The 21709-nt window shown below is 47.6% G+C and carries 18 protein-coding genes; 4 read left to right on the forward strand and 14 right to left on the reverse strand.

Features of this window, described 5'->3' with window-relative positions; translation table 11 throughout:
- The first annotated feature begins 36 nt into the window (after nucleotides 1–36).
- Together GLV81_RS16015 and pdxA are read left to right on the forward strand one after the other, a co-directional pair.
- A complete protein-coding gene (locus tag GLV81_RS16015) occupies nucleotides 37–429 on the forward strand; it encodes a four helix bundle protein (protein ID WP_246186391.1) in 393 nt (130 codons plus the stop codon).
- A 77-nt stretch (nucleotides 430–506) separates the two neighbouring features.
- Nucleotides 507–1595, forward strand: a complete 1089-nt coding sequence (pdxA, locus tag GLV81_RS16020; protein ID WP_157479766.1) for a 4-hydroxythreonine-4-phosphate dehydrogenase PdxA — start codon at nucleotides 507–509, stop codon at nucleotides 1593–1595.
- Nucleotides 1596–1657: 62 nt separating this feature from the next.
- Here the strand turns inward: pdxA and GLV81_RS16025 are convergent, their stop codons facing one another.
- From GLV81_RS16025 to GLV81_RS16090, 13 genes are all read right to left on the reverse strand, one after another.
- On the reverse strand, nucleotides 1658–2245 hold the full coding sequence (locus tag GLV81_RS16025) for a DUF420 domain-containing protein (protein WP_157479767.1): 588 nt from the start codon (nucleotides 2243–2245) through the stop codon (nucleotides 1658–1660).
- A gap of 128 nt (nucleotides 2246–2373) precedes the next feature.
- Nucleotides 2374–3183, reverse strand: a complete 810-nt coding sequence (locus GLV81_RS16030; RefSeq protein WP_157479768.1) for an SCO family protein — start codon at nucleotides 3181–3183, stop codon at nucleotides 2374–2376.
- 124 nt (nucleotides 3184–3307) lie between these two features.
- Nucleotides 3308–3739, reverse strand: coding sequence for a cytochrome C oxidase subunit IV family protein (locus GLV81_RS16035; protein ID WP_157479769.1), 432 nt, complete (start codon nucleotides 3737–3739; stop codon nucleotides 3308–3310).
- A 43-nt stretch (nucleotides 3740–3782) separates the two neighbouring features.
- A complete protein-coding gene (locus tag GLV81_RS16040; protein WP_157479770.1) occupies nucleotides 3783–4526 on the reverse strand; it encodes a cytochrome c oxidase subunit 3 in 744 nt (247 codons plus the stop codon).
- Between the two features lie 135 nt (nucleotides 4527–4661).
- The gene (locus tag GLV81_RS16045) at nucleotides 4662–5225 is read right to left on the reverse strand and encodes a cytochrome c oxidase subunit 3 (protein ID WP_246186073.1); all 564 of its coding nucleotides are present in this window, start codon (nucleotides 5223–5225) and stop codon (nucleotides 4662–4664) included.
- A 17-nt stretch (nucleotides 5226–5242) separates the two neighbouring features.
- Nucleotides 5243–6106, reverse strand: coding sequence for a heme o synthase (gene cyoE / locus GLV81_RS16050; protein WP_157479771.1), 864 nt, complete (start codon nucleotides 6104–6106; stop codon nucleotides 5243–5245).
- Nucleotides 6107–6207: 101 nt separating this feature from the next.
- Entirely contained in the window at nucleotides 6208–8016 is a 1809-nt protein-coding gene (locus tag GLV81_RS16055; protein WP_157479772.1) for a cytochrome c oxidase subunit I, read from the reverse strand.
- Nucleotides 7955–9148 (reverse strand): cytochrome c oxidase subunit II, encoded by a 1194-nt coding sequence (locus GLV81_RS16060; protein WP_246186074.1) that lies wholly within the window; start codon nucleotides 9146–9148, stop codon nucleotides 7955–7957. Before GLV81_RS16060 ends, GLV81_RS16055 begins: the two co-directional genes overlap by 62 nt.
- Nucleotides 9149–9271: 123 nt before the next feature.
- Complete coding sequence (locus GLV81_RS16065) at nucleotides 9272–10453, reverse strand: quinol:cytochrome C oxidoreductase (RefSeq protein ID WP_246186075.1); 1182 nt, start codon at nucleotides 10451–10453, stop codon at nucleotides 9272–9274.
- Nucleotides 10454–10545: 92 nt separating this feature from the next.
- Nucleotides 10546–11829, reverse strand: coding sequence for a quinol:electron acceptor oxidoreductase subunit ActD (locus GLV81_RS20710; protein ID WP_246186076.1), 1284 nt, complete (start codon nucleotides 11827–11829; stop codon nucleotides 10546–10548).
- A gap of 113 nt (nucleotides 11830–11942) precedes the next feature.
- Nucleotides 11943–13388, reverse strand: a complete 1446-nt coding sequence (gene nrfD, locus GLV81_RS16080; RefSeq protein ID WP_157479774.1) for an NrfD/PsrC family molybdoenzyme membrane anchor subunit — start codon at nucleotides 13386–13388, stop codon at nucleotides 11943–11945.
- A gap of 140 nt (nucleotides 13389–13528) precedes the next feature.
- Nucleotides 13529–16681: a TAT-variant-translocated molybdopterin oxidoreductase gene (locus GLV81_RS16085; RefSeq protein ID WP_157479775.1), complete on the reverse strand. Its 3153-nt coding sequence runs from the start codon at nucleotides 16679–16681 to the stop codon at nucleotides 13529–13531.
- Nucleotides 16682–16760: 79 nt separating this feature from the next.
- Nucleotides 16761–17996, reverse strand: coding sequence for a c-type cytochrome (locus GLV81_RS16090; protein WP_157479776.1), 1236 nt, complete (start codon nucleotides 17994–17996; stop codon nucleotides 16761–16763).
- Nucleotides 17997–18310: 314 nt separating this feature from the next.
- Between GLV81_RS16090 and purN the strand changes: the two genes are divergently transcribed.
- Together purN and GLV81_RS16100 are read left to right on the forward strand one after the other, a co-directional pair.
- Nucleotides 18311–19189 (forward strand): phosphoribosylglycinamide formyltransferase, encoded by an 879-nt coding sequence (gene purN, locus GLV81_RS16095; RefSeq protein WP_246186077.1) that lies wholly within the window; start codon nucleotides 18311–18313, stop codon nucleotides 19187–19189.
- Nucleotides 19190–19258: 69 nt separating this feature from the next.
- Nucleotides 19259–20536, forward strand: a complete 1278-nt coding sequence (locus tag GLV81_RS16100) for a serine hydrolase domain-containing protein (RefSeq protein WP_157479777.1) — start codon at nucleotides 19259–19261, stop codon at nucleotides 20534–20536.
- A gap of 136 nt (nucleotides 20537–20672) precedes the next feature.
- Here GLV81_RS16100 and GLV81_RS16105 read toward each other — a convergent pair whose 3' ends face one another.
- A complete protein-coding gene (locus GLV81_RS16105) occupies nucleotides 20673–21512 on the reverse strand; it encodes a CvfB family protein (RefSeq protein ID WP_157479778.1) in 840 nt (279 codons plus the stop codon).
- Nucleotides 21513–21709 lie beyond the last annotated feature (197 nt).

The following is a 21709-nucleotide window of genomic DNA, read 5'->3' on the forward strand; positions in this document are numbered from 1 at the left end:
CTACGCTTTACAAAACAATAAGATTGGAAGAACTTGATGGAAAAAATGCTTGAGCTCAACCATAAAAAAATGAAAGCATGGCAATATGCCATTGAGCTTGTGTACCAGGTGCAGTTACTTTGTCATTCATTGCCAGCACAAGAAAGAAATGTTTTAGTCGGTCAGTTGAAAAGAGCTGCTCTGTCCGTATCAAATAACATTGCTGAAGGAGCTGCAAGGTCTTCTGCCTATGAGCGAAAACGATTTTATGAAATCGCCCGTTCATCCTGTGTTGAAGTAGATAATTGTTTCGAAATCATCCTTAGGCTTAGCTATGTTCAGCCATTACAATTAGAAGAATGTCTAAAGTACAATGACCAAATCTTTCGATTACTCAGTAAAATGATTGATTCAACGATACAGCAAGGTAAGCCTCCAAAAGGGAGTTAGTACTGACAATACATTTCATTTTTGCCTTTTGCTTATTCCTTTATTGCCTAAAACCAACATACATTAACTTTACCGCCATGACCGACATTCAAAAACCCATCATTGGATTCAGCTGTGGCGACCTCAATGGCATTGGTCTTGAGATCATCCTGAAATCGTTGGCTGACAACCGTTTGCTGGAAATGTGCACTCCTGTGGTATTTGCCAGCAATAAAACCGTAAACTTCTACCGCAAGTCATTGCCCGATAATAATTTTCAGTACCAGAGTCTCCGCGAATTCAGCAAGCTCAACCCGAAAATGGTCAACATTTTCAACTGCTGGGAAGAGGAAGTGCTCATAACGCCCGGCCAGCTGAATGAAACCGGGGGCATGTACGGCCGGTTGAGTTTGGTGGCTGCCACAGAAGCTTTGAAGGCTGGCCACATTCATGCATTGGTAACGGCTCCTATTCACAAAAACAATATCCAGAGCGACAACTTTCAGCACACCGGCCATACGCCGTTTTTGAAAGAAGCATTTGGTGTGCAGGAAGTAGTGATGCTGATGGTTGCAGAAAACATGAAGGTGGCGCTGCTGAGTGAACACGTGCCCTTGAAAGATGCTGCGCAGCAAGTAACCCGTGAAAATATTTTCAAAAAGCTGCAGGTGCTGGTGCCATCACTGCAAAAAGACTTTGGCATTGATAAACCTAAAATTGCAGTGCTCGGCCTCAACCCGCATGCCGGCGATGATGGCCTGGTAGGCAAAGAGGAAGAAGAAATCATCAAGCCTGCTATTAAAGATGCCAAACAAAAAGGCATGATGGTATTTGGCCCCTACTCATCTGATGGTTTTTTTGCAAGGGGTCACCACGAACGTTTTGATGCCATTTTGGCTATGTACCACGATCAGGGATTGATTCCTTTCAAAAGCTTATCACTGGGCGAGGGTGTTAACTACACCGCAGGCTTGCCCGCAGTACGCACCAGCCCCGACCATGGCACCGCTTTCGATATTGCCGGCAAAGGCGTGGCAGATCATACCAGCTTCTTAGCGGCCGTTTTCAAAGCCATTGATATACTGGTGAGCCGCGGTCAGTTTGCCGATTTGCGCAGCAATCCTATGCGCCGCATGAGCCAACGCATGGTGGCCAATGCGGTGGATGAAAAGATTGAAGAAGAATAAAAGCAATACGTTTTTTTACAACCATAAAAAAGCCCGCTACAAACCATGTAGCGGGCTTTTATTTATGCAGTGTAATACGGACTAATCATGAGGTACACCACCGGGCCTGTAATGGCCACATACAACCACAGGGGCCAGGTAATTTTGGCCAGCTTTTTATGTGCCGGATACTCAGCCGTAAGACCACGGTATGCCGTAAATAAAATGAAGGGCAGAATGATAGCCGCCAGAAAAATATGCGTCAGCAAAATGATGAGGTACACATAGCGCATACTGCCCACAGCAGCTATTTCGGCAGCATCTACAGTGCCATCCAAATTAGCGTCGCCATAGCGGGTGTCGCCGGCTAGTAAATGGTGTGCAATGTAGCTTACCAAAAACAGCACACTCAATACGAGTGCACCCATCATCAGTTTTTTATGCAGCGCATATTTACCCTGCTTTACTACTACCAATGCCGCTACCAACAACAATGCAATCAGGCTGTTGATGACCGCATTGATTTGTGCAAAAATGTGCACATCAAAACCGAGGTCTACTTCCACTTTGATGCGGGACAACAACACAACGGCTGCAAATACCACAAAGGAAAACACCCCAATCAGCAGGCGTGCTTGTTTGTCATTTTTTTTAAACGTAGCGCCTAACATATATTTAGTTAATTGAGTAAAAAGTGGAATGAATGAATATGCTAAGGAAATACAAGCAATGGGTTAATAGTCCTTCGTGTTACTTTTTGCCTTCGAGACTTTGTGGTTCAAAAGAATGAATGGTGTGGCTAAAATTGTTCTTTCTTGCGATTTCTGTTGAGGAAGAACATAACAATAAATAAGATCAACGGAATCGTCGCCAATACAGGAATCAACGGAATGTACTGGCGGAAAATGGATGGTTTGCGCCGGTCTTTTTCGAGGTACAGTTTACCAATGTCGCCGGCAAGGCGGCCCATTTCTACACTATCCAGTCCGTTGTAAAAACCACGTACCACCCTGTCACGGTCAAGCAGCATTACTTTTTCGGAATGGATAAAATTGGAGTCCACCCCTTCGCCATCTTGTGTGGCCAGTTTAAAATCGTTGAGCAGCAGGTTGTAGATTGTACGCTTGTCGCCGGTCATCAGGCTCCAACTATCGCTGTTTACATAAAACCGATCGGCCCATTTTTTCAATGCCCCTACGCTGTCTCTTTCGGGGTCGATGCTGAGCGACAAAAAGTACACTACCGAAGTATCGCCAAACTTTTTACGCTTGGGATTTTCAAACGACTTCTGCAGCTTTTTGATGTTGCGGGTAAGACCGGGGCAAATGTTGGGGCAGCGGGTAAAGAAGGTATTCACTACCACAATCTTGCCTTCCAATTCACTCAAAGATTGAGCCTGACCAAGATGGTTGGTAAACGTGAAATCTGGAATACGATGCCAGCTGGTATCGAAAGTGGTTTTACCATCGGTTACTTTTTGCGTCACCGAATCGGGGAAGAATTTGGGCGGCATTTGCACCGCATCTTCACCCAATAGTTTTACAATGAAGTAACTGCCAATGGGTACAAATAAGGCTATCAGTAATCCCCGCCACGCTGTTTTATTCATGGGTGCAAATGTAATGAGGAAGGTGGTTGTATACAGGCTACAGCCCTGCAGATTCCTGTTAAAGCAAACCGCCACTGCAATCAAATACAGTGGCGGTGCAATTTATGTTCGGCTAAAAGGCTGATTATTTTTTGTCGCCGGGAGCAACGGCTTTTTCTACCTGCTCAGTAGCTGCGGGGCGAGAGCCGGCATCGGTGTTTTTGAGGTTTTTCCAGCTATTGCCATCAATCAGGAAGGCAGCGATGAACCAGATAAACAAAGCCAGAGGCACTACAATGGTCATGATGAAATTGCGGATTTCATCGCCCAGGTGCATGAAGTAAGAAGTGATGTAAAAGGCTTTGGCCAAAGACAGGATGGTAACCAAACCTTTGATCATCAAAACAGCTGTATGGCTGCCATGACCCAGTTTGAAAATAGCCAGACCGCACAACAGTTCGATGATGGTAACCACAGAAAGAATGATGGTTACTTTCCGTACCGTTTTTTTAAACGTGCCATCGTCGTGGTGCTGTACAAAAGAAATTTCAGATGAAGCCGGAGATGAATGACTCATATGCTTGATAAGTTGAAAATGCGAAAAGAGTTGAACAAACAGGTTAGATCAGATAGAAGCACAAGAATACAAATACCCATACCAGATCTACAAAGTGCCAGTACAAACCAGCTTTCTCAATCATTTCATAATGACCACGCTGATCGAAGTGACCGAGGCGGGTTTTGATGTACATGACAATATTGATAACCACCCCACTCAAAACGTGGAAACCGTGGAAGCCGGTGATGCCGAAGAAGAAACCACCGAATGCTACGGGACCAGCGGTAGTTACTGCATGTCCATCATGCATCATACCTGGCACTGCCGCACCCCAAGGGTTGGCTTTTACAGTGGTGGCCATATTTACGATTTCACCGTTTACCAATACAGCGTGTTCGCCAGTCAGCAAGTGTGTCCATTCCCAAGCCTGACAGCCCAAGAAAGCCAAACCGCCAATGATGGTCCACAGCATGTATTTTTCTACACCCTTGCGGTTCATGTTGTGTCCTTCGTGCACAGCCAATACCATGGTTACCGAACTCACAATGAGGATGAAGGTCATGATACTTACAAACACCAGGGGAGCACCACCATGAATAAATGGAGCCGAATCGAACACGTGGTTCGGATCGGGCCAGTAGTTGGCACTAAAACGAATGGTGCCATAACTAATCAGGAATGCGCCAAATGTGAATGCGTCACTCATGAGGAAGTACCACATCATCATTTTGCCGTAGCTCAGGTTAAATGGGCTCTTACCGCCACTCCACCATTTGGTGCCGGCAGGAACTGCTGCTGTAGACATATTAGATTGATTCGTTTTTTAGAACGTCGCAAAAATAAGTGGCTGCAGGTGAAAAGTCACAGAATGGTCAAAAGAAATTTGCATCCCGCGGAAACCTTTTCTACAACCGCTTTTGTATTGAATAACAAAGTCTTTTTAGCTCACAAAATGCAAGAAAAGGAACAGGTAAATCCACAACAGATCTACAAAGTGCCAGTATTGTGCAGCTACTTCAGCAGGCACAGCGCTATAGTTACGGGTTTTGCTAAACAAGGCATTGCGCAGCATCCATGCCAATGCAACGACACCGCCTACTACATGCAGCATGTGCATGCCTGCTATGGCAGCCAAAAAGGATCCCGATACATTACTGCCCGCACCAATGAGTTTGATGCCTCTTTCGTGCAGTTGTGTAAAGCCTGTCCATTGCATGGCCACAAAGGCAATGCCGAGGATGGCCGTCACCAGCAGGAGCTGGCGGTAAGCCTGCATATTGCGGTTGCGAATGTTGCGTACGGCCAGTTGCATGGTTACACTGCTCAGCAAAATCACCACCGTGCTGTAAGCAAAAATATCGGGCAGGTCGAAGCCTTGCCAGTTGGCCTGGTTGCGCTTTACAATGTAGGCACTTGTAAAGCCGGCAAACATCATCAGGATGCTGCCCATGGCCACCCATAAGGTAAACTTATACGGATGGATTTTCTTTTTCTCTGCAATCATCACACTCATTTTTCAAATTATAATTTATCGGCCAGCAGGCTTAGCAATACAATGGGCAGGTATACATAGCTGCTAAACATAACTCTTCTGGCTGCAGCCGGCGTCATGTCTTTGTACAGGCGAATGCATTGAATAATCATGCCCACATTGGCGGCCAACACAAACCACATGCTGTAAACACCGGTGAGCCCAATGAGGTTCGGTAAAAAACCCAATGGCACCATCAGCAGCGAGTACCCAATGGCTTGCAAAGCAGTTTTGCGGGTAGGTTCGTTTTGGTTGGGCAGGAGTTTGAAGCCAGCCAAATCATAGTCGCGGTGAGCCACCCACGCAATGGCCCAAAAGTGGGGAAACTGCCAAATGAACTGAATAGAAAATAAAATCCAGCCACCGGCAGTAAAGCCATCGGCGCCTGCTACCCAGCCTATGAGGCAGGGAAAAGCACCGGGGAAAGCTCCCACCAACACGCTGATGGCACTTACTTTTTTAAGCGGCGTGTACACAAAACCGTAAATGAACAAACTCAAAAGCGACAACAATGCAGCTTCGATATTAAAGAAATACCACATGAGCCACACACCAACCGCCCCCGATAACCCGGCAAAAAACCAAGCTTCCTGTTTCGACATCCGTCCGGCTGCAATGGGGCGTTTACCGGTTCGCTTCATCAGCGCATCAGAGTCTTTTTCGTAAATCTGATTGATGGCATTGGCACTACCCGTCACCAGCAAGCCGGCAATGGTGAGCAGCAGCACCATTTTCAAATTGAAATCAATATTGGGAACCAGCAAGTAGCTGATGACACTGGAAAAAACCACCGTGATGTTCAGGGTGAATTTTATCAGTTGTAAATAGTCTTTCAGTTTTGCTGCTACCGCCATGATTGAAAAAATAGGGAGGGAAATGGTGCGCAAATGTATTGGCAAAAAAACAGCCCCGCTTGTTGCAGGGCCGTTTTTTGTAATTATTTGTCGGATATCGATTAATGATGTTCTGACTCATCTTTACCTACTGGTACATCCTGAGGAATAAAGTCAACCCCATCTTTACCGTAATCGTACGCCCAACGGTGTACTTCTGGTATTTCACCAGGCCAGTTGCCGTGTCCGGCGTTGATAGGTGTAGTCCATTCCAAAGTGTTTGAATCCCATGGGTTTTGAACCAACAACTTACGGCCTTTGAAAATGCTGTAGAAGAAGTTGAACACAAACACCAACTGCAGCAGGAAGCTGATGATGGCAGCAATGGTAATCAACTCGTTCAACTCGCCAAACTGCTTGAAAGACTGCCACTGGCTGTAATCGTAATAGCGGCGGGGCATACCAGCCAGACCTTCATAGTGCATGGGCCAGAAGATAACATACGCACAAACCAGAGTACCCCAGAAGTGGATATATCCCAAAGTGTTGTTCATGTAGCGGCCAAACATTTTGGGGAACCAGTGGTACACACCGGCAAACATGCCAAAGAAGCTGGCCACACCCATCACAATGTGGAAGTGGGCAATTACAAAGTAGGTATCATGCAGGTGAATATCAAGTGCTGAGTTACCCAAGAAAATACCTGTTAAACCACCGCTGATGAACAGGCTTACAAAGCCCAGTGCAAACAGCATGGCCGGAGTAAAACGGATATTACCACGCCAAATCGTCGTCAACCAGTTGAACACTTTGATGGCAGAAGGAACGGCAATCAATAATGTCAACAATACGAAGAAGGCGCCAAGGAATGGGTTGAGACCCGTTACAAACATGTGGTGGGCCCAAACCAGGAAGGCCAGAATAGCAATGGCAAACATTGAGCCAACCATGGCCATGTAACCAAAGATGGGTTTACGTGCATTGGTACTCATAATTTCTGAAGCCATACCCATGGCAGGCAACAGGATGATATACACTTCAGGGTGACCGAGGAACCAAAACAGGTGCTGGTAAAGGATGGCGGAACCACCTTCGTTTGGCAAAGCAGTTTGGGTTGCCTGTACATAAATTTCGCTCAGGTAGAAGCTGGTACCGAGGTTACGGTCGAACAACAAGAGGATGAAACCACTGAACAACACAGGGAAGCTCAATACACCCAGAACGGCAGTAAAGAAGAACGCCCAAATGGTCAAGGGCAGGCGAGTCATGCTCATGCCCTTGGTACGCATGTTCAGGATGGTAGCAATGTAGTTGAGACCGCCGAGCAAAGATGACACCACAAACAGCGCCATGGCTGTAATCCAGAGGTCAACGCCCAGCTTAGAACCAGGGCTCATATCACCTACAGCACTCAGGGGAGGATAAGCAGTCCAGCCACCGCTGAAAGGACCGGTTTGAATGAACAAAGAAGAAATCATCACCACGCTGGCCAAAAAGAAGAACCAGTAGCTCAGCATGTTGAGCATTGGGCTCGCCATGTCACGGGCACCAATTTGCAGCGGAATAAGCAGGTTAGAGAAAGTACCACTCAAACCAGCAGTCAGTACAAAGAATACCAATACGGTACCGTGCATGGTTACCAATGCGTAGTAAAATTCTTGTTTGATACGACCACCTTCTGCCCAGCGACCCAGCAAATCTTCCAACCAAGGGAAGGTTGCTTCAGGATAACCAAGTTGGAGGCGGAAAAACACAGAAAACAAACCGCCAATAATGGCCCAAACAATACCCGTAATGAGGAACTGCTTGGAGATGGTTTTGTGATCCATGCTGAAGATGTACTTCGACACAAATCCCTGCTCATGATGATCATGATGGGCCGTTTCGTGAGCTCCGTGGGCTACATGCGGATTCAACACTAATTCGCTCATAATTCGTTGCTTCTGTTATTGTGTTAACGGATGATACCGTAGGATAGTTTAAATTTTTGCTTTGGGAGCGGTGGCTACAACTGCTGCAGTTGCAGGCTTGGCTGTATCGGCAACTGCCGGGGCCGGAGCTGCCTGAGTAGCAAGGATCTTTGTCTGGGTTGGCCGCAAAATAGTTGGGCTTCAGCTTGGCCATTTCCATATCAAAATCTTCCTGAGAAACTACCTTGATTACACCACGCATAGCATAGTGACTGGCGCCGCACAACTGATCGCATACAATCTCGTATTCGAAATCGGGATTGCCGGTTTTGGTACGCATTTCTTCTGTCGTCCATTTTGGTGTAAACCACAGCGTAGTGGGGATACCAGGCACGGCATCCATTTTCAAACGGAAGTGAGGCAAACCAACGTCGTGAATCACGTCTTTACTGTTAATCACCAGCTTTACAGACTTGCCTTTTACCAGATACATAACAGTGGGGCTCACATCATCGTGGTTGGCTTTATCAGACCAATCCTGACCGAGGCTGTTGTTAGCGTTGGCATCAATCAATTTGTAATTCTTTTTACCCAACACACCGTCGGTACCTGGGTAGCGGTACTGCCAGCCAAATTGCTGACCGGTGATTTCCACCAGCATAGCGTCTTTTGGAGCATCGCCGGTAATTTTAAACCAGTGGCGCAAACCAAATACGACCAGTACAGTAAGAGTAATGGCAGGTACGATGGTCCAAATCATTTCCAACTTATTGTTGTGCGGGAAATAAAATGCTTTGCGGCCTTCTTTTTCCTGGTATTTAAAGCTGAACCAGAAGAGCAATACCTGAGTGATGACAAACACTACACCAGTAACGGCAAGTGTCATCATAAACATGGTGTCAATCTGCTCACCTTCTACAGATGCAGAACCCTGTGCAAACAAAGTTTGACCGGCCAGCTTCTCGTTGCACCAATAGGCACCAACAAGACCCAGCACCAGAAAAACCAGCATCAAGAAAGCATTTACACGGTTGCTTTGTTCCCGTGACTTCTTCTCTCCTTTCAATACGCTGACATATTCACTTGCCTTGGCAATCTGAAAGATTACCAGCAAGATCATAGTTACGACCAACAACAACAACCAAATGTTCATGATAAAATGGGCTTATGATTGATTCAAAAATCGCTGTCTGATTCCAAAAATAGTATTCCCCTTAAGTGTAGCAAGTATTTGTTGAAGCTACCACTATCAGAAAATATGTCTGGGCTCCCTCAATTAGGTGTGGTGAATCACACTTTCTTTCAGGAATGGGTGATGCATGGGTACGAGTGGGGCTTTTTCCAAAGCACGGCCAACAAACCAGATAATCATACCTACGTAGCCGAGTGCAATGCCAATTTCAAACCAGCTAATGGTAGCGTGGTCGCCCAGCGGCTTAGGCATTACCATCAGGTAGAAATCAACCCAGTGACCTACGATAATCAGGATGGCCATGAAAGAAACGATGGTATAGTTGCGTTTTGCTCCGGCCTTCATGAGCACCAACAGTGGGCTGAGAAAGTTGAGTGCCAGATTGAGGTAGAACAAACCGCGGTATTCGCCCCATACACGGGCTTTAAAGTATTCAGTTTCTTCAGGAATGTTGGCATACCAAATGAGCATGTACTGGCTAAACCACAGGTATGTCCAGAACACAGAGAATGCAAACATGAACTTACCCAAATCGTGCAGGTGCTCTTCGGTAGTGAAAGGCAGGTGACCCTGATTTTTCAGGTAAATCACAAACAACGCAATCAAAGCCATGCCTGCTACAAATGAGGAGGCAAAAGTGTACCAGCTGTACATGGTGCTGTACCAGTGGGCATCAATGCTCATCAACCACAACCAGGGAATAGAAGAGGTTACAGTTAATGCAAACAATACAATGTAGAAAGCCGCATGAACGGTATTCTTAAAAATCCACTTCTTGCCTTCTTCAGTAGTGAAAGGTTGATCGTCCGCTTCGCGGCTGATGCGACGCATGTTCCAACCAAGGAAAATCCAGCCACCAATGGTAATGATAGACCAAATAGTGAAGAAAGTAGGATTGAGGAAGCCGCTCTTGCCTTCCAGAATTTTGTCGCCTTCGGGTGTCAGCCAGTGGTAGATATGATGCTGATGACCAAACACCAGCCCCATCAATACGATGAAAGCCAAAATGCCGAACGGAATGACTACTACAGAAATAGCTTCAGCTACACGGCGGAAAGATTGTGTCCAACCGGCCCAAGCCAAGGTAGTGGCGCACAAAAAGAACATTGCCGCATTTACAACGAGCAACCAATACACACTGTTTTGCAGCAATACTGCCCAAAAACGGGTGCTATCATGCTCATCTTTACTCAAACCCAGGAAAGCGATGCCTGCTGCCAGTGCCACTGCACCTACTGCAGTCAGCGCCATGCCCCATTTCTTCATTCCGGCGGGTTGTACAAATTGGTTACTATATGAAGCCATTCTAAAAAAATTATCGGTTAATACTTTGGGCAGTTGAATACTGATCTGTCGAATTACTTGGTTGCCTTGCTGCTATCGGAGGCTGGTGCAACTGCTGCTGTAGCAGGTGCTGCTGCGCCTACTTTTCCTTGTTTTACTTTAATGTAGTGGATGATGTCCCAGCGTTGCTTTGGTGTAAGCTGTGATGCGTAAGAACCCATCAGGTTACGACCATAAGTTACACTGTAAAACATGGTACCGGCAGTCATGGCTTCATACTTGGCATCGCCTACCAAAGTGGCTGGCTTTGCAGGGTACGGGCCTTCGCCACCCTTCCACAATGGGCCATTACCGTCGAGCTTCTCACCATGGCAAATGCCGCAATTGATGAGGTACAACCGCTCTGCTTCTTTCATTTGCTTGTCATCCAGTGAAGTGACCGGATTTTCTACCAAACGACTGGCGAAATAGTTGGCGGTATCGCCATTCGCATCTTTAGCCAAATGATATACATAGCTTTCAGCACGACCTACAGTGCCTGCTACAGGCAGGTTATTATAGCTAATGCCTTTGTCTTTCAAATTGCTGTGATCGGCGTAAGTTTCGTAGGCACGGCTGTTGGCCATATCTGGCATGTAAATGCTGCCGGGCTTACGTTTCACTTCGCTACAAGCCACTACCAGCAAGGCAGTAGCAGCAGTGAGTATGATAGAAATTCTTTTCATTTCGAAGTATTCAGTATTCGTTGATGCTAATGGATGAATTAGTGTGCCGCTTGTTACCGGGGCTTCTTCGTACAGTTTTTGCTCTTTGTCGTAAGTACCAAACCACCAGCCGGTTTCAGCCATTTGGGTATGTACTTCGTGAGCACCTGCAGCATTCAGCAAGGCTGTTGCTTCCGCTTCGGTGGTTTCGCTGGTGCACTCAATCACCATTACAAATTTGTCGTCGGTAGCACGTGGGTGAAAGTGGTGCTTTTTTACACCCGGCGCCAGCTGGCACAGGTAGCAAAAAGTCAACACCATACCGACAGCTGCACAGAGTACGGTAAACTCGAACGTAACCGGAACAAATGCTGGCAGTGGCAGGTGTGGTTTACCACCAATGTTCAAAGGCCAATCGCTGGTAAATACCCAGCTCATAAAGCTCAATGCAATGGTTGTACCTGTGATGCCGTAAATGAAACCCGCAGTATGCAGGCTGGTTTCACGAAGGCCCAATGCCTTGTCGAGACCATGCACCGGAAATGGCGTGTACACGTCGTGAATGCGAAAACCTGCTTTGCGTACCTGCTTTACGGCAGGAAACAGCACTTTTTCGTCATCAAACAACCCAACAACAAATTTTCTTACGTCCATATCTTTCAGTTGGCAGTAGGCGGTTTGCAGTGAGCAAGGCCTACAGTTATTAATGTTTTCTTATTGGTTCAACCAACGGCTTGCAAATTGCAAACTGCTGATTGCGCATTTTCTTAATGGGCCATGGTATGCTGGAAATCTTCCAGCGTCTTGTTTTCCAATGTAGCCTGATCACCGGCTTTGTAGTTTTCACCGCTACGCTTCAGGATGAACTTGATTTCTGCCACCGCAATTACAGGGAACCACTTGGCAAACAGGAAGAAGCAGGTGAAGAACAAACCAAACGTACCGAGGTAGAAACCAATCTCCCAAGGAGTGGGGCTATAGTAGTAGCTCCAGCTAGATGGCACATAGTCACGATACAAAGAAGTAACGATAATTACGAAACGTTCGAACCACATACCAATGTTCACGATGATGCTCATGAAGAAGGTTACAGTGATATTGCGACGGAGTTTCTTGAACCAGAAAATCTGTGGGCTCAGTACGTTACAGGCCATCATACCCCAGTAGCTCCAACCGTATGGGCTAAACAGGTTGGCACGGCTGTACCAGAAAGTATATCCTTCGTATGGGTTCTGGCTGTACCAGGCCATAAACAGTTCGGTGAGGTAAGCTACACCCACAATAGAACCAGTAAGTACAATAACCTTGTTCATCACCTCAATGTGCTCGAGGGTAATGTAATCTTGGAGGTTCAACACTTTGCGGGTAATCAGCATCAGGGTTTGCACCATGGCAAAACCAGAGAAGATGGCACCGGCCACGAAGTACGGCGGGAAGATGGTGGTATGCCAACCAGGAATAACAGAGGTGGCGAAGTCAAAAGATACAATGGTGTGTACAGACAGTACGAGAGGAGTACTCAAACCAGCCAGCACAAGGCTGAGGCTTTCATGACGCTGCCAGTGCTTGGTGCTACCGGTCCAGCCGAAAGAAAGAATACCGTACATTTTTTTGCGCCACTTCAGTTTGGCACGGTCACGTACAGTAGCCAGGTCAGGCAACAAACCTGAGTACCAGAACAACAGTGACACAGTGAAGTATGTAGAGATCGCAAATACGTCCCACAACAGTGGAGAGGTAAAGTTTACCCACAACGGGCCGCGGCTGTTGGGGTAAGGCAGTACGAAGAAGGCCATCCACACACGACCCATGTGGAAGATGGGGAACTGGCCCGCACACATTACCGCAAAGATGGTCATGGCTTCAGCCGCACGGTTTACACCTGTACGCCAGCCTTGGCGGAAGAGCAACAAGATGGCCGAAATGAGCGTACCGGCGTGACCAATACCTACCCACCACACGAAGTTGGTGATGTCCCAACCCCAGCCAATTGTTTTGTTCAGGTTCCATTCGCCAATACCGTAGGTTACTTCGCGGTACACACTGTACACACCAAACAACAGCAAGCCTACCGAAATGGCAAAACCAATCTTCCACAACTTAGAAGGTGTGGTCTCAATCGGCCTGATGATGTCTTCAGTTACCTGGTGGTACGTTTTCGTTCCATCCACCAACGGAGCCCTTACGGCACTTTCGTACTTAATTACAGACATATGCTCTTCGCTTTTAGCACCTGGCTTTCGCCGTATGCTTTTTGGTTCTTTTATTCTTTTGAGTTACCAACTGCAGTTCCCTGATGGAGCTGCGTTGTGTCACTCACTTGTACTTTCAGTTCTCTGGTCAGCTTTACCCATTAATGGTGAGCAGCACCGGCCTCAGCAGCTTCAGGTTTGTGGGGCATTTCTACCGCATCCACTTCATCTGTATTTCTGATTTTGGCCATGTAGTTCACATTCGGCAACACGTGAATTTGCTCCAGCGCATAGTACATCCGCAGCGGGCTGTGGTCACGCATGTTGCGAACGGCGCTTTGCTTATCGTTGCTGTCACCAAATTCAATCGCATTTGTTGGGCAAGCACTCTGACAAGCAGTTTTCACTTCACCATCCTTAATGGGACGGCTCTGCTTTTTCGCTTCCAGCTTACCAGCCTGCAGGCGCTGTACGCAGAATGAGCACTTCTCAATTACACCACGGCTACGAACAGTAACGTCAGGGTTCAGCACCATGCGGTACAGGTCGTCGTTCATTTCCATGGTTACATCGCTGATGATTCCTTCCTGGTTGTTCGGGAAGCTATCAGCACCTGTGTAGTCGGCCCAGTTGAAACGGCGTACTTTATACGGACAGTTGTTGGCACAATAACGGGTACCAATACAACGGTTGTAAGTCATTTGGTTCAAACCTTCGCTGCTGTGGTTGGTAGCAGCTACAGGACATACGTTTTCGCAAGGAGCGTTGTCGCAGTGCTGGCACATCATTGGCATAAACACTACGTCCTTCACTTCATCGGGGTTAGCCGCATCGCTTACAAAGTAGCGGTCAATACGCATCCAATGCATATCGTGGCCACGCAGTACTTCTGTTTTACCTACAACAGGAATGTTGTTTTCAGCATTACAAGCCACTACGCAAGAACCGCAACCAGTACAGCTGTTCAGGTCGATGCTCATGCCCCAGTGTACCCCAGGACGATCATTGAGGCGAGGATCATACAAAGAAGCTTCGTTGCGGTAGTCGCCGCTTTTGCTGGCATAATCTTCTACCAGTGCATCCCGCTGCGCCTTAAACATTTCGGGGTGCTTCTTAAAGGTAGCCAGTGAAGTTTCTTTTACTACTTCAATACGGCCTTCATAAGAACCGTGTGTTTGGTTTTGAGCTACTTCATACAATTCATCGGTGGCAGTTACTGTTGCATCGTAAGCAGCGTAGGTTACTACACCGTTGGCAATGGTAGCCAGCGGGTAAGCATTCTGACCAGCGCCTTTTACAGCTACACCTACTTTTTCACTGCGGCCATAACCTACAGCAATACCGATGGTGTTTTTCTGCGTACCGGGAACAATGATTACCGGCAGCTTCAGTTCTTTACCGTTTACCTTAATGGCAATAACGGGTTTCTTCGGATTTACTTCGTAGCTGTCTGCGTCGCCATTCTTTGTCAGGTCGATACCCAACAATTCTTTGGCAGCAGCAGCAGAAATGGTAGCGTAGTTATCCCAGGTGGCCTTGGTTACGGGGTCAGGCATTTCCTGCAACCATGGGTTGGTAGCTTGCGCACCAGAACCGATGGCTGTTTTTTCGTACAGTACTACTTCCCATGCACCAGCCTTGGCAGGTGTACCGGCAGCACTTACGGCAGCGGCAACAGCAGCACCATTAAATGAACCAGCCGCTACCACAGCTTCAGCAGGTACAATCACACCATCACGGAGTGTTGCATCCCAGTTTTCCTGGCTGCCCAGCTTGGTCATCCAGTATGCTTTCAGGTAGTTGGCGTATTCGGTAGTTGCATTACCGCTCCACTTCAACAGGCTGTCTTGCCAGTTGCGTGTTTTAAACAGCGGGGCAATGGTAGGTTGAATAAAAGAGTAGTAACCAGATTTTGGCTCGGCATCACCCCAACTTTCGAGGTAGTGATGATCGGGCACTACGTATTTGCAGAGCTCAGTGGTTTCGTCCAAACGGGTGTTGAAAGAAACGGTGAGTTTTACGGCAGCCAGCGCCTTTTTGAAGGCATCGGCTTTGGCGTAGGTATAAGCAGGGTTGGCACCGGCAATCAGCAGGGCACCTACTTTACCAGCACTCATATCGGCCAGCAGGGTTTCAAAGTCAGCATCCACACCTTGACGGTAGTTGCTGGTAACAGCCCAGTTGATGGTTTTACCGTTGGCACCAATGGCCTCGTTAATTGCATTTACAATGAGCTGAACATTGCTGTCGTTGCTACCACTTACTACCAGGGCAGCACCGCCGGCAGCTTTTAGGTCGGCAGCAGCTTTGCTCAGACCGGCTTTCAGCTTGGCATCGGCTACGTTTACAGCGCCGCCTGTTACAGCAGCCAGCAAGGCAGCAGCAACCACACCTGCTTCAGAAGGCTTGTGGGTAAAGCGTTCGTCGGCATTGGCACCCGTCATGCTCATGATGCTTTCGAACTGATAGTGCTTGCTCAGCGTAGGATTTTTCTCGTCGATTTTGCGGCCTTTAGAGTACTGCTTGGCAAACTCTACTGGGCTGAGCCAGGTACCGAGGAAGTCGGCGCCGAGGCTTACAATCACTTTTGCATTGTCGAAGTGATATGAAGGAATGGCACGTTTGCCATAAGCCGCTTCGTTGGCCAGCAGCATACCGCTGTAGCTTACGGCATCGTAAGTTACGTGGCGGCTACCGGGAAACTTAGCGAGGAACTCTCCTACCAGTTGCTTGGTAGAAGGAGAAGTAATGGTAGAAGTCAACAGCACTACAGGAGCACCGTTCAACTTCGCCATTTCATCGGCAATCATTTTATCAAATGCATCGAACGTAGATACTTCTACGAGCTTGCCTTCTTTAATTTGAGCAGGAAAACGCAGGCGCTTGGTATCGTACATATCCAGCACAGACGCCTGTGCACGGGCACTGGTACCGCCCTGGAAAATGGGGCTCAGGTCGTTGCCTTCAATTTTGATAGGACGGCCATCACGCACCTTGGCTACCACACTTACCACATCGCCATCTTGTACATAGGTAGTGGCGTAGTAATTGGCCACACCCGGAATCACATTGTCTGGCTTGTTGACAAACGGAATGGCTTTTTTCACCGGCATTTCGCAACTGGCGGCTACCGTAGCAGCTACCGTGCTAAATCCGAGGTATTTCAAGAAGTCGCGACGAGGTGCATTGGCACTCATCAATCCTTTATCATCCGCTTCAAACGGCAATTCCTCCCTGAATTCATCAGCTACATTGGCCTGATGGCCTTCGCTTTTGCCTAGGGCTCCGAAACTTTGCCAGATTTTATTACTCATACTATACTAATGTGAGAATTTGAAAATTGAAAACTTGAACTGATGCATCTTCAGGGTTATGCCTGAGTGCTAATTCAAATTAGTAGTGACATTTCTGGCACTCAGTACCACCAATCATTTCAACAGTTACGCTGTCCATTTTGCCATTCTTCATGTCTTCATGGAACTTCTCGTAAATGCTGTAGAAGCCGTTGTCTTTGAACTGAACCTTGGTTTCGCGGTGGCAATTGATACACCAACCCATGCTCGGATCGCTAAACTGCTTCACTTCACCCATGTTCTGGATTTCGCCGTGGCAGGTTTGGCAGGCTACCTGACCAGCTTTTACGTGCTGTGCGTGGTTGAAATAAACGTGGTCGGGCAGGTTGTGAATTTTGATCCACTCAATGGGCTTCGCTTTGGAAGGATCCCAAGCCTGACCTGGTGTGAAACCTGCGTATTCGTACAGTTTCTTGATTTCGTTGGTACCATTCACTTCTTTACCATCGGCGGTGTACAACGGCTCGCCCTTGTACTCGTTGATGGCCAGGTGACAGTTCATACACACATTCACAGAAGGAATGTTGGCATGCTTACCTTCTTGCGCACCACCGTGGCAGTACAAACAGTTGATTTGGTTTACACCAGCGTGTACTTTGTGGCTGTAATAAATTGGCTGTTCAGGCTGGTAGTCTTTACTACGGCCCAAACCAACGGCGCCTTTTGAAATATACACACCCGCTACTACAAAGAGCAGCACGGTTACCAGTGCGATGTAGGTTTTGTTTTTGTAGAAAGGAACAGATGCAGCAACAGGCAGGCCATCTTTTTCGTCGGCCAACTTGCGGAGGTTGCTGTTTACCTGCAGCAAAATGAGACCAATCAGTGCCAGCACCAGGGTGATGACACCAAAGAGCAGGCTGTTGTCACCTTCGGATTTTGCGGCCGCAGTTGCACCAGCTGCAGGAGCCGGAGTGGCAGGCTTCCAATCACGGATATAGGTAAGAATAGCTTCGATATCAGCATCCTGCAGTGAGTTGAAAGAAGTCATGGCAGCGGGGCTCCAATCCTTAATTTTCACAGCATAAGGGTCGCCGGTTTTCACCGCGTCAGGCCAGTTTTTAATCCAGGTCTTCAGCAGGTCTTTGCTGGGCCAGCGCTTTTCTACGTCCAGGAGAGCCGGACCAGTCAGGTCTTTATCGATTTTGTGGCAGGAAGCACAGTTGGCATTGAACAGCGCTTTTCCATCCTGGGCCTGCACTTGGGTAAAGCCGGCTACAAACAGGAATAGAAAACTCGTAATAATGTGAAGGCTGGCTTTGCTTATTTTACTCATAACTCACTGATATTGAATAGCCGTTGGAAACATATCCGCGGATAGGCGGGCAAAAATATGACCTCGGCGTGACAATTACCCGTAATCGGAAAAAAAAATTTCGCTTAGTGCCACAAGGGTTTCAGCCTATGGAGAGGTTTGTGTCAGCAAGCTGGCAGGCCATCTCTTCAAAGGTTCAACGAATAGCAATTTCTCAGTGAATCGAAGTATGTGATGGCAAAGAACCTTTCCCGGCATAGCATTATTACTGATAAGCATCAGCCCCCGGGCTGTATTCCGTCATCTGCACGTTTTTTTACCCCATCTTCGCAGGCATGTTTGGCCGGCTGCAACAAAAATGGAAGGTTACCGGGGTGCAACTCACCCTTATTCTCTGCACGTTTGCCCTTGGTGGTAGCCTCTGCGGCTTTTTTACCCGTGAAATACTGGGGCTGTTTACCATTGAGCAGCCATTTCTGTACGGAACGCTGTACTTTATCATCCTTACCCTGTTGTGGCCGATTTGTGTGCTGCTCATCAGTATTCCGCTGGGCCAATTCAGGTTTTTCCGCAATTATTTACGCAAAATGGGTAGCAAATTGGGCTTGGGCAGTGCTCCGGCCGCCTCGTCTGAAAGCGATGCGCATATCCACCTGGCCATTTTTGCCAGCGGTACCGGGAGCAATGCCCGCAAAATCATGGAGCATTTCAAAGGGCACCCCCGCATCAAAATCTCGATGCTGGTGAGCAATAAGCCCGGCGCCGGCGCCCTGCACCATGCCGCCGATTTTGGCGTAAGCACCTTAATCATCAGCCGGGAGCAGTTTTTAAAAGGCGATGCCTATGTGCCCGAACTGCAGGCTGCTGGCATCGATTATATTGTATTGGCAGGTTTTTTATGGAAAATACCCCCGACGTTAATAGCTGCCTATCCCAATCATATCGTCAATATTCACCCTGCCCTGCTGCCCAAATATGGAGGCAAAGGCATGTATGGCCATTTTGTACACGAAGCCGTGATTGCGGCAGGCGAAACAGAAAGCGGCATCACCATTCACCTGGTGGATGAGCAATACGACCACGGGGCGCATTTATTTCAGGCCAAGTGCCCGGTGCTGCCCGGCGATACACCCGATGATTTGGCTGCCCGCATCCACCAATTGGAGCACCAATATTTTGCCGGTGTGATAGAAGATTGGGTTGCAGGAAAGTAATAACCTGCGCTTTACCCTGCTGGCAATGCCTTTTTCATGTACTTTAATTGCCCAAAAAATTGATTGTACATGAAATCCCTTTTTCTTGCCATTGCCGCATCATTTGCCATGGCGCCATTAGTTGCGCAAATTCCATTGGCCACGTCGCCAAAAACAGAAGGCATGGATCCGGTGCGGCTCAACCGCATAGACGCATTGGTACAGCAATACATCGATAGCCAGTGGATAGCCGGTGCCACCTGCATTGTAGCCCGCAATGGAAAAGTAGTGTACCATCGGGCTTTTGGTGTTCGCAACGCCGCTACAAAAAACGCACAACAGAAAGACGATATTTTCCGCATTGCTTCGCAAACCAAGGCAATTACCAGCACGGCAGTGATGATGCTGTTTGAAGAAGGCAAGTTTTTGCTCGACGATCCCATTGCCAAATACATTCCGGCATTTGCCAATCAGCAAGTCATTGATCAGTTTAATATGGCCGATACCAGTTTTAGTACGGTAAAAGCCAAGCGGGCAGTTACCATCCGTGATTTGCTTACGCATACATCGGGTATTGGGTATGCACAAATAGGCAGCCCACGTGCCAAAGCCATGTATGCCAAAGCCGGTGTGCATGCACAAATTGGTGTGCCTGCTGCCAGCCTCAAAGAGCAGGTAATGAAGATTGCCGCACTGCCACTGGAGCACCAGCCCGGCGAACGTTTTACGTACGGCCTCAACACCGATGTGCTCGGTTATTTTGTAGAAGTGATGAGCGGTCAAAGTCTGGCCGATTTTTTCCGCATCCGCATTTTTGAACCACTGGGCATGAAGGATACCTGGTTTTATTTGCCTGCTGAAAAACAAAACCGATTGGTGGCATTACACACAGAGGATAAACAGCAACATGTAACGGTATTGCAACCCGGGCAATCGGCTATGCTGAATAATCTGGATGTAGATTACCCTAAAGCGAAGGGGCAATTATACAGCGGCGGGGCAGGCCTTTCCAGTACAGCAATGGACTATGCCATTTTTATGCAAATGATGCTCAACGGTGGTGTGTACAATGGTAAACGCATCCTGAGCAAAAACAGTGTGGAGCTGATGACACAAAATCAAATAGGCAATGTAGACCGTGGGCCGAATGAAAAATTCGGACTGGGCTTTGGATTGGTAACGGAAACAGGCAGTGGCAAGCTGGGCCAAAGTACCGGCACGTATAGTTGGGGTGGCGCTTTTAGCAGCACCTACTGGATAGATCCGAAAGAAAAAATAATAGCGCAATTTTTCCTAAACCAAACACCTACCAGCCATGGCGATATTCACGACAAGTTTAAAGTGCTGGTGTATAGTGCCATTGAGTAATGTGCTAATTAGCTAATTTGAAAATGTGCCAATGTAAATGCAGTGCAATTTGTAAGCGCTTCAACACTGTAACTGTTGCACACTAAAACATTGGAACCAGTGAACACGTAAACTAGTAAACTCGTCAACTAAAAACCTACTCCACCAACTTTATACCACCTGGCAGTATTTCAATCAAACGTTGTTTGTACAAAGCACCGATGGCCATTTTGAAACTCTTTTTGCTGAGGCCGAAAAAGGCGTAAATGTCTTGCGGGTCGCTTTTGTCGTTGTACGGCAAAGCGCCTTTGTGTTGTTTTAGTAATTCGAGAATGCGTTCGGGTTCGCCTGAAATTTTGTCGTAGCCGGGTTTGCCGGGCACAATGTCCAGCTTGCCATCTTCCCGCACCTGCTTGATGAAACCTTGCAAACGCTGGCCCGGCTGCAAACCTACCACCGCATCGGCATGGTGCACCAGTCCTTCATAGCAATCATCCACCATCACCGCAAAACCCAATGGCGTTTGGCGATGTACGAGCAACGTAACGGGTTGCTTTTCTTGTAAGCCCGTGGTATCGGTTTTTAAAAACTGATTGGTCCATTCGGTGGCAGCTAAGCGGCCGGTTTTTTCATCGCGGTACACATACACGAGGTAGCTTTTGCCTTCACTCATGGGCTCCCGTTGCTGGCTGTTGGCCACAAACAAATCTTTGCTCAACCCCCAATCGAGAAAGGCGCCGGCCGGGCTGGTGCTGACCACTTTCAAAAAAGCAAACTGACCCACTACTGCAAACGGCTTTTGTGTAGTGGCGATGAGGCGATTTTCGCTATCGTGGTAAATGAAAACTTCTATTTCATCCCCCTTTTGCAACCCTTCGGGCAACCAGCGATTGGGCAACAACACATCTTCATTGCCATGGCGCAAATAGGCACCCGGAGTAACGATGCGTTCTACGGGTAATGTATAAAACTGTCCGGCTTGTAATGTTTCAGGCATGACGCGAAGGTAGATGATAGTTGGTAGTTGGGGGTTTGGGGTTTGTGGTTTGGTTGGGCAATGAGGGAATGGGCAATGATGAAGAAGGCAATAATAATGTAGGCAATAGGCAATCCATTGGGTTAAGGAATATAATTTTTTCGGGGATGTGTTAAATCAATAATTGTTGGTCGGATGGGCCTTTTTGTATGCAATCC

Origin of the sequence: Phnomibacter ginsenosidimutans (assembly GCF_009740285.1) — a bacterium.
Taxonomy (GTDB): Bacteria; Bacteroidota; Bacteroidia; order Chitinophagales; family Chitinophagaceae; genus Phnomibacter; species Phnomibacter ginsenosidimutans.

Excerpts from the sequence above, each read along its gene's own strand:
- GLV81_RS16015 (WP_246186391.1), top strand. The coding sequence starts at position 37 with ATGGAAAAAATGCTTGAGCTCAACCATAAAAAAATGAAAGCATGGCAA.
- pdxA (WP_157479766.1), top strand. The coding sequence starts at position 507 with ATGACCGACATTCAAAAACCCATCATTGGATTCAGCTGTGGCGACCTC.
- GLV81_RS16025 (WP_157479767.1), bottom strand. The coding sequence starts at position 2,245 with ATGTTAGGCGCTACGTTTAAAAAAAATGACAAACAAGCACGCCTGCTG.
- GLV81_RS16030 (WP_157479768.1), bottom strand. The coding sequence starts at position 3,183 with ATGAATAAAACAGCGTGGCGGGGATTACTGATAGCCTTATTTGTACCC.
- GLV81_RS16035 (WP_157479769.1), bottom strand. The coding sequence starts at position 3,739 with ATGAGTCATTCATCTCCGGCTTCATCTGAAATTTCTTTTGTACAGCAC.
- GLV81_RS16040 (WP_157479770.1), bottom strand. The coding sequence starts at position 4,526 with ATGTCTACAGCAGCAGTTCCTGCCGGCACCAAATGGTGGAGTGGCGGT.
- GLV81_RS16045 (WP_246186073.1), bottom strand. The coding sequence starts at position 5,225 with ATGATTGCAGAGAAAAAGAAAATCCATCCGTATAAGTTTACCTTATGG.
- cyoE (WP_157479771.1), bottom strand. The coding sequence starts at position 6,106 with ATGGCGGTAGCAGCAAAACTGAAAGACTATTTACAACTGATAAAATTC.
- GLV81_RS16055 (WP_157479772.1), bottom strand. The coding sequence starts at position 8,016 with ATGAGCGAATTAGTGTTGAATCCGCATGTAGCCCACGGAGCTCACGAA.
- GLV81_RS16060 (WP_246186074.1), bottom strand. The coding sequence starts at position 9,148 with ATGAACATTTGGTTGTTGTTGTTGGTCGTAACTATGATCTTGCTGGTA.
- GLV81_RS16065 (WP_246186075.1), bottom strand. The coding sequence starts at position 10,453 with ATGAAGAAATGGGGCATGGCGCTGACTGCAGTAGGTGCAGTGGCACTG.
- GLV81_RS20710 (WP_246186076.1), bottom strand. The coding sequence starts at position 11,829 with ATGGACGTAAGAAAATTTGTTGTTGGGTTGTTTGATGACGAAAAAGTG.
- nrfD (WP_157479774.1), bottom strand. The coding sequence starts at position 13,388 with ATGTCTGTAATTAAGTACGAAAGTGCCGTAAGGGCTCCGTTGGTGGAT.
- GLV81_RS16085 (WP_157479775.1), bottom strand. The coding sequence starts at position 16,681 with ATGAGTAATAAAATCTGGCAAAGTTTCGGAGCCCTAGGCAAAAGCGAA.
- GLV81_RS16090 (WP_157479776.1), bottom strand. The coding sequence starts at position 17,996 with ATGAGTAAAATAAGCAAAGCCAGCCTTCACATTATTACGAGTTTTCTA.
- purN (WP_246186077.1), top strand. The coding sequence starts at position 18,311 with ATGTTTGGCCGGCTGCAACAAAAATGGAAGGTTACCGGGGTGCAACTC.
- GLV81_RS16100 (WP_157479777.1), top strand. The coding sequence starts at position 19,259 with ATGAAATCCCTTTTTCTTGCCATTGCCGCATCATTTGCCATGGCGCCA.
- GLV81_RS16105 (WP_157479778.1), bottom strand. The coding sequence starts at position 21,512 with ATGCCTGAAACATTACAAGCCGGACAGTTTTATACATTACCCGTAGAA.